General features: G+C 63.8%; 5 protein-coding genes and 1 pseudogene. 1 reads left to right on the forward strand and 5 read right to left on the reverse strand.

Annotated features, from left to right (window positions below):
* Window positions 1-202: 202 nt before the first annotated feature.
* Window positions 203-898: a hypothetical protein gene (locus X738_RS49650; protein ID WP_023797531.1), complete on the forward strand. Its 696-nt coding sequence runs from the start codon at window positions 203-205 to the stop codon at window positions 896-898.
* A 5-nt stretch (window positions 899-903) separates the two neighbouring features.
* On the opposite strand, the gene X738_RS49655 is transcribed toward X738_RS49650, so the two are convergent.
* The 5 genes and pseudogenes from X738_RS49655 to X738_RS49675 form a co-directional block, all read right to left on the reverse strand.
* A complete protein-coding gene (locus tag X738_RS49655; RefSeq protein WP_031254237.1) occupies window positions 904-1,398 on the reverse strand; it encodes a MaoC family dehydratase in 495 nt (164 codons plus the stop codon).
* A 26-nt stretch (window positions 1,399-1,424) separates the two neighbouring features.
* Window positions 1,425-2,240: an SDR family oxidoreductase gene (locus X738_RS49660; RefSeq protein ID WP_023797533.1), complete on the reverse strand. Its 816-nt coding sequence runs from the start codon at window positions 2,238-2,240 to the stop codon at window positions 1,425-1,427.
* A 347-nt stretch (window positions 2,241-2,587) separates the two neighbouring features.
* Complete coding sequence (locus X738_RS49665; protein WP_023797534.1) at window positions 2,588-5,719, reverse strand: efflux RND transporter permease subunit; 3,132 nt, start codon at window positions 5,717-5,719, stop codon at window positions 2,588-2,590.
* Window positions 5,719-6,884 (reverse strand): annotated as a pseudogene (locus X738_RS49670) (efflux RND transporter periplasmic adaptor subunit). Before X738_RS49670 ends, X738_RS49665 begins: the two are co-directional and overlap by 1 nt.
* A 300-nt stretch (window positions 6,885-7,184) precedes the next feature.
* Window positions 7,185-7,613 (reverse strand): CBS domain-containing protein, encoded by a 429-nt coding sequence (locus X738_RS49675; protein WP_023797535.1) that lies wholly within the window; start codon window positions 7,611-7,613, stop codon window positions 7,185-7,187.
* Between the last annotated feature and the right edge of the window lie 498 nt (window positions 7,614-8,111).

Here is an 8,111-nt window from a genome sequence, read left to right on the forward strand (position 1 = left end):
TTCTGTTTGTGGCTGGCTAAATTATATACGCTGTACGGAATCGGACAAGGCGCGGTCAAAAATCGGCGTCCTTCTCAGCCATTTTCGCCTAAACATCGATCACACGTGTTACCCGGGCAGAAACGACGCGGCATCGGACTGTTACAACCAGAGGTTAGCTGCGGCCCGGCCAAGAGATTTTGTTGCTAGGGCCGAGATGACCATGACCGAGCTTTCTTCCGTTGCGCCAAACGCAGATCCACTTTCTCACGATGCCATGCTGGCCCTCAGGCGGGTGGTCATGGTTGCATCGTTGGCGATCGCGCTCGGATTCGCCATGGAGGCGCTTACTCTGGCTGGCAGGCTTGCAGCGGGTTCTCACCCGGCTACCACCCTGATCCTGATCGAATTGGCGCAAGGCGTGACGTGGGCGTTCTTCGTCTGCGCCGGTCTCAGCCTCGGCACGGCGATCGCCAAGGTACGAGCCTCGCTCGGCGGCCTGATCGCTGCAATCTCGGCACCACTGGCGATGGCCATCGCCAAGGGGTCGCAAAAGGTCATGGTAACTGCTCTTGATGCGGCCACAAAACCGGCCACCCTCTCGCTCACCACGCTGGGCGTGCTACGGGCGATCGAATACGGCCTGCTCGGCTGGATCCTGGCCTCGCTGGCGTCGAAGGAAAGGCCCCGTCCGCTCCATTTCGCGCTGGCAGGCACCGCGATCGGCGCGGTGTTCGGCGGCGGAATCACGGTCCTGACGATTGAGACGGCCGCGGTGAACGGCGTTGCCCTTGAATTGCCGCGGGCGATCACAACCGGCCTCAACGAGATCGTGTTCCCGATCGGTTGCGCGCTGGTCGTCTACATCGCCCTGCAGGTCGGCCGGCACATGAAGATGATCTCTGGCGAGGTTCGTTGAGCCGTTCAGGCCGCTTCTGGCTCGCGCTCGATCAATGTCAGCGTCAGCCAGCGCGCGGTCAGCGCCGGCTTTTTCGAGCCCTCGATCTCGATCGTCACGTCATGCGCGGTCTGCACCCACCCCGACGGCCTGACCTTGACGTCGGCCAGCACGAAACGGGTGCGGATGCGCGCGCCGGTCTTCACCGGCGCCAGGAAGCGCAGCGAGTCAAAACCATGGTTGACGCCCATCTTGCTGTTTTCGAGCGGCGGCATGGTCTCGAAGGTCATCGCCGATAAAAGCGAAAGCGACAGAAAACCATGCGCGATGGTGCCACCGAACGGCGTCTCGCGCTTGGCGCGCTCCGGGTCGCAATGGATGAACTGGTGGTCGTCGGTGGCGTCGGCGAACTGGTCGATCATGCGCTGCGAGACCACCCGCCACGACGACACGCCGACCTCCTTGCCGACGCTGGCCAGAAGCACATCGAGACTGATCGGTTCCACGCTGATGTCCTCCATTTCAACCGTCCGGAGCGCGAGCGGCTTCATTCCTTGAACAGTGTCAGCCCATGCTGCACCGACTGCCCGCCATCGATCGGCAGGATGGCGCCGGTGACATAGCTGCCGGCACGGCTGCACAAATAGAGCGTTGCGCCGGCAATGTCATCCGACGCGCCGATGCGACGAAGCGGAACATGGCCGCCGACTTGTCTTGCCTGTTCCTCGCTCGCGGTGGCAAAAGCTGTCATCCGGCTCTGGAAGGGGCCGGGGGCGAAGGCATTGACGGTGATGCGGCGGGCGGCGAACTCGATCGCCAAGATGCGCGTCAGATGGTGAACAGCAGCCTTTGAGGCAGAGTAAGAGTAGGCGTCGTCGGCCAGCGGCTGCGTGCCCATCACCGAACCCAGATTGATCACCCGGGCCGGATCGGCATCGCTGGCGGCGGCATCGAGCAGCGGCAGAAGCTCGCGCGTCAGTTGGAAGACCGCAGTGACGTTGACGCCGAACACCCTGGCCCAGGCATGGTAGGGAAAACTTTCCAGCGGCGCCCCCCAGGAGACGCCGGCATTGTTGACCAGGATGTTCAGCCGCTCGGTCCGCGCCTTGACCTCGTCGACCAGCGCCGCGATGCCAGCCTCGCTGGAGACATCGCCGGCAAAGCCTTCGGCCCGGCCGGTGCCGCCGAGGCCGTTCAGTTCATCGGCAACCCTGATGCAGTCCTCACCCTTGCGCGAGGCGATCATCACGGTGGCGCCGGCACTGACCAAAGCGGTCGCCGCCATGCGGCCGATGCCGGTCGCAGCCCCGGTCACCAGCGCGGTCTTGCCGGCCACCGAAAACAGCTCGTCCAGATAGCTCATCGCAATTCCTCCGCGCGCCCGTGCCTCGCCCAGCAAAAGGCTGCCATGGTCAGGGCCGCAAATCTCTTCAGGCAAATGATAGTGCCCAATTTGTATTGGAGATCAACTTGTTGAAGTCGGCGCCGCCCCTCATCGCCCTGCCGGGCACTCCTCCCCGTATAGTGACGGGGAGGAGGAGCTGACCGCAACGCCGGCGCCCTTCTTGCGACGCCAGTGATTGGCGAAATCGGTGACGAGAGCCCCTCTCCCCGTCCCTATACGGGGAGAGGATGCCGGCAGGCAGGTGAGGGGCAGCGCAAATGCTCGGAATGAGCGGTCACCGGTCTTAGCTGAAGCGATTGTCCTGCCTACTCAGCCGGCTCGACATTGGTGTAGGCGGCTTGTTCGAGTTCGCGCTTCAGCCGTGACGCCTCTTCCACCTTCGGCGTGACGAAGCGGCCGAGCAGGAGATAGGCGACCGGCGTCAGGAACAGCGTCGAGACGGTGGCCAGACCCAGGCCGCCGACGATCACCCAGCCGAGCGCGATCCGCGCCTCGGCGCCGGCGCCGCTCGCCAGCACCAGCGGCACGCCGCCGAGCACGGTGCAGATCATCGTCATCATCACCGGCCGCAGCCGGATGGTGGAGGCCTGCTCGATCGCCTCACGCACGCCGAGCCCGCGGTCTCGCAACTGATTGGCGAACTCGACGATCAGGATGCCGTTCTTGGCCATCACGCCGACCAGCAGCACCAGGCCGATCTGGCTGTAGGCGTTGAGGCTGGTGCCGCTGAGCAAAAGGGCAAAGATCGCGCAGGCGAGGCCGAGCGGCACCGTCGCCATGATGATGACCGCGCTGACGAAGCTCTCGAACTGAGCGGCGAGCACCAAAAGGATGATGACTAGCGAGAAGCCGAAGATGGTGATCATGGCGCTGTTGGTCTCGCCCAGCGTCGCCGCCTCGGCCAAGGGGACGATGCGGCTGCCCGGCGGCAGAAGCGGCGTGGCGATTGCCTCGGCGCGGGTGAGCGCCTGGCCGAGCGCGAAATCGCCGCTGAGGTTGGAGGTGATCGCCACCGACGGCTGCTGCTGCTCGCGGGTCAGCGAGGGCGGTACGGCGCGCTCGGTCAAAGTGGCGATGGTCGACATCGGCACGAAGCGGCCGTCGGCCGTCTTCAGGAAGATGTTCTCCAAATCGGTCGGATCGTTGATCGGGTTGGTCGTCGAGACGAGCTTCACGCCGTAGCTGCGATCGGCGATATAGACGTCGACGACATCATTGCCGTCGAGCATGGCCTGGAAGGAATCGGCCAGCCTGGTGATGTCGATGCCGAGGTCGGAAGCGCGCTCGCGGTCGATGGCGACGGAAAGCTGGGGCTGCGTCGGGTCGACGGAGAGCCGGGGCGACTGGAAGCGGGCGTCCTTCTGCATCTCGGCGATGATCTTCACCGCAGCGTCGCCGAGCGCCGCACGGTTGTTGCCGACCAGCGCGAACTGCAGGCCGTTGCCGGCGCCGCGAATCCCGAGGCTGTTGGGCTGCATCGGAAAGACGCGCACGCTCGGCACCTGCCGGGTGAGCCGTCTGATGTCGGCCATGATCTGCTGCTGGCTGCGGGTGCGCTCGTCCCATGGCGCCAGCGTCATCACCATGAAGCCGGCATTGTAGGCGCCGTTGCGGCCGGCGCTCTCGAACGTATTGCGGATTTCGCCGGAATCGCGCAGCGGCTCGATCAGTTTTTCGATCTTCTGCATCTGCTGCGTCGTGTAGTCGAGGCTGACGCCTTGCGGCGCGTCGACGCGCATGAGCACGACGGCACGATCCTCGGTCGGCGTCAGTTCCTGGCGAATCGTGCCGAACAGCGTGAAGGCGGTGGCTGCAAACAGCAGCGCGACCAGGAGCACGATCCACGGCGCATCGAGGCAGGTGCGCAGGCAGCGCCGGTAGAGCCTGTTCAGCGCGCCGCCGATGCGGGCGCCGATGCCGCTGCCGCCTTCGTGATGAAGCGGCGCGACCGACAGCATGCGCGAGGCAAGCATCGGACAAAGGGTCAGCGCCACGACGGCGGACAGAAGCACCGATATGGCGAGAACGAAGCCGAATTCGCGAAACAGGCCGCCGGTCTGGCCGGGCAGGAAGGAGATCGGCACGAAGACGGCGACCAGCGTCAGCGTCGTGGCGATGACGGCGAAGAACACTTCCTGGGCGCCAAGCACGGCCGCGGCGCGTGGCCCCATGCCTTCGTTGCGTCGTCGCACGATATTTTCCAGAACAACGATGGCGTCGTCGACGACCAGGCCCGTCGCCAGCACCAGGGCCAGCAGCGTCAATATGTTGACCGAGAAGCCGGCAAGATAGATGGCGGCGATCGTCCCGATCATGGCGACCGGCATCGCAAGCCCAGGAATGAGCGTCGCGCGCCAGTCGAGGAGAAACACATAGATGACGATCAGCACGATGGAGACGGACAGGCCGAGTGCGATCTCGACCTCATGCACCGCGCCGTTGACGAAGACCGCATCGTCGCTGGTGACCTTGATCGACATGCCCTGAGGCAGATCCGCCTGCAGCGCGGCGACGGCGGCCCTGACGCCGGTCGAAATATCCAGCGTGTTCGATTCCGCCTGGCGGATGATGCCGAGACCGATGCCGGTCTTGCCGTTCGATCGCAATGTGGTCTGACCGATGTCGGGGCCGAGCGTGACGGTGGCGACGTCGCGGATGCGGGTCGTGCCGCCGATGATGATGTTTTCGAACTCCTCCGGCGTGGTCACGTCCGCCGTCGGACGCACGATCAGATCCTGGTTGGTCGTGGTGATCGAGCCGGCAGGCGAATCGAAAGCGACCGAGGCCAGCGCTGTCCTCAGGTCGGCGACGGTGAAGCCCAGGCCGGCGAGCTTGTTCTGATCGACATCGATGCGAAATATCTTGTCGCGGTCGCCATAGACCTGGACGTCGGCTACGCCAGGCACGGCGGCAAGCTCGTCCTCGATCTGGTCCTGGACCAGCACCGTCATGTCCTGCACCGACATGGTGTCGGAGGTGACAGCCAGCCGCATCACCGGCTCGGAATTGGCATCGGCCTTGACGATGCGAGGCGCATCCGCCGTATCTGGCATCTGGTCGGCGACGCGGCCGACGCCATCGCGCACATCGGAGGCGGCGACGTCGAGGTCGACGCCGTCGTTGAATTCGATGGTGACGCGGCTTGTGCCGAAGGACGAGGTGGACGAGATCGACTTCACACCAGAGACGCGGGCGACCGCGCCCTCAATCACGTCGGTCAATTCGCGGTCGACGGTCTCGGCTGCAGCGCCTTCAAAGGTCGTGTTGACGGTGACGACGGCGCGATCGACATCCGGCAGTTCGCGGATTTCGACACCGTAAAAGGCAGCAAGGCCGGCGACCGCGATCAGCGTGTTCAAAACGAAGGCCATCACCGGCCTGCGGATGAACAGCGCGGTGAATCCTGTGTCGCTGGCTGCGTTGTTGGTTGCGGTCATCAGCCGTCGGCGTCCGCGGCGCGCAGTTGTTCGCCGGCGATGCGGACCTCGCCGCCTTCGCTGACACTCTGGGTGCCCTCGGTCACCACCATGTCGCCGCTGACGATCGGGGCATCGATCAGCACGGTCTCAGTGTTGCGCTGGATGATGCGCACCGCAACCCGCTTGGCCTTGCCGTCCACGATGGTCCAGATATAGGCGCCGTCCGAACCCCATTGTATCGCCAGCGGACTGACCGCAGGATAGCTGTCGCCGGGGAACTTCATGGTGATCTGGAAGGACATGCCGGCACGCAGCGAATCGGCCGGATTGGCGATCTTTGCCTTGACCAGAAGGGTACGACTGGCTTCATCGATGTGGTTGTCGATGGCGGAGACCGTGCCGGTATAGGCTTTGTTTGGGTTGGCGATTGGCGTCGCCGACAATTGCGCGCCGACTTTGACGACGGCGGCGAAGCGCTCCGGCACCCAGAATTCGACCAGTATGCTGGAGCGGTCGTCAAGGGTGGCGACCGCCGACTGGCTGGTCACATAGTTGCCGGCTGATATCGGCAGGATGCCGACGACGCCGGCGATCNGATCGGCGCGACGATCGAGCGGCGCTGCAAGGCCAGTTCCGCATCGCGAAGCGCCAGCTTGGCATTGGCCAGCACCACCTCGGCATCGGCAACAGAGACCGCCGTCGCAGCGTTGGAAGCCCGCAACGATTTGACCCGGTCGAGCTTGGCCTGCGCGTCCTGCAAGGCAACCTTTGCGCGGTCCTGTGCGATCACCTCGGTGTCGGAATCGAGGGTGGCAATGATCTGTCCTTTTTCGACATGGGCGCCGGACTCGACCAGAAATTCGACCAGGCGGCCTGAACTGTAGGGATTGACCGTCACCGAGGCGTAGGCTCGGCCGGTGCCGATTGCCCGCAGGCGATCATTGATGACGGCCGTGGCCGCCGGCAATGCGACGATAGTCGCCAGTTGGCCGGCGTCGCTGCGGCGGCCCGCTTGCCCGGCGTTGTCGACGGCGCTCGTCGCTGTCGGAGGCGTCGCGGCATCAGCCCATTCGATGCCCCAGCGCGCCAGCACATCCGGCGCGCCTGGAAAAAAGCGAACCCAGGCGGCCGCGGCCGCGACGAGGATCACAAATGCAAAAACAATCTGTTTCCAGGCGGCCATCGGCACTCCGGTTGGCAAAGATACCGTCTACCCCTTCCCAAGCTGAAGTAGACGCGACAGCACCCTCCGACACAGGGGATGGCCCGTCGATATCAAAGCTTTATGGCAATTCTCCCGCTCGCTTGCACATTAAATCGGTGTAACGTTGGTAAGGGCCCCGGCTGGCTCACCGGCCGATCGGCGCGGGCGGCAGAGATCACCAATGCGCTCGCCGTTTCGATCGCCGCCTCAGGGCCATGCCGACGACGCCGCTCGGCAGGTCGTCCATCGGATCCCGTCTGCTTGCCCGCGGGGATTTTTTTACGTCGCGTGTGCGCCGCCGGGCACGACGACGCCGGACATCGCGATTCCGGCGGTTGCCGGATCTTCCTTCAGCGCCGCGTCCGCGAGCGAGACCACGCCCACCAGGCGCTTGTCGCGATTGAGGACAGGCAACCGCCTGACCTGGATATCACCCATGTTCTGGACGACGTGCTCGATATCTTCGTCCTCGAAGCAGTATTTGACATCCTCAGTCATCACGTCGCGGACCGTCGCGTTGCCGTCTTTGCCTTCGGCGACCGCACGCACGACGATGTCACGGTCGGTGATCGTTCCGACGAGTCGGTCGTTTTCTCCGACGGGGAGGAATCCGACATCGTCAACCGCCATTCGTTTCGCGATTTTCTGCAGTGACTCGTCAGGACTGGCGAGATGGACGTTGGGGGTCATTATCTCAGCGACTTTCATGGTGAATCTCCCTGTTCGTGCCCAGAACAGCACCACCGCCTGCGGTCGTAGAGCGATATTGGCCTGGAAGACTTGCTGAGGACCTCAGGCCTGTCGCGCTGCGACGCTCGCTCGGCGGTCCCGTTCTTCGCTGATGGAACTAAAAGCCGGGCCGAATGGTTCCAGCCGTGATCCTTGAATTTTCCTGTTTTGTTCCCATATTAAGCTCACAGGACCGGAGACGGCTCCGCCGCATGGGGACAGGTGAGTTCTTGGTCCCGTGCGGTTCAAATTTTCATGGTGAGAACCTTCGGATCGTGGCGATCCAGCCGGTCTACCGGAAGTTGTCCAGCCCGGAGACATAGGTAACAAATCGTACCTAAGACATGGTTGGTGCACCCTGAACTGAGACGCCAAAGCGAAACAGTTCTCCGCAAAAAAGATTGAAATCGTTGTTGACACTTTGGATGGGCGCCGACTATATACGCCTCACCAACGAGGGCGGCGCGCCGCTGGCGA

Source organism: Mesorhizobium sp. L48C026A00 (assembly GCF_000502375.1).
Lineage (GTDB): Bacteria > Pseudomonadota > Alphaproteobacteria > Rhizobiales > Rhizobiaceae > Mesorhizobium > Mesorhizobium muleiense.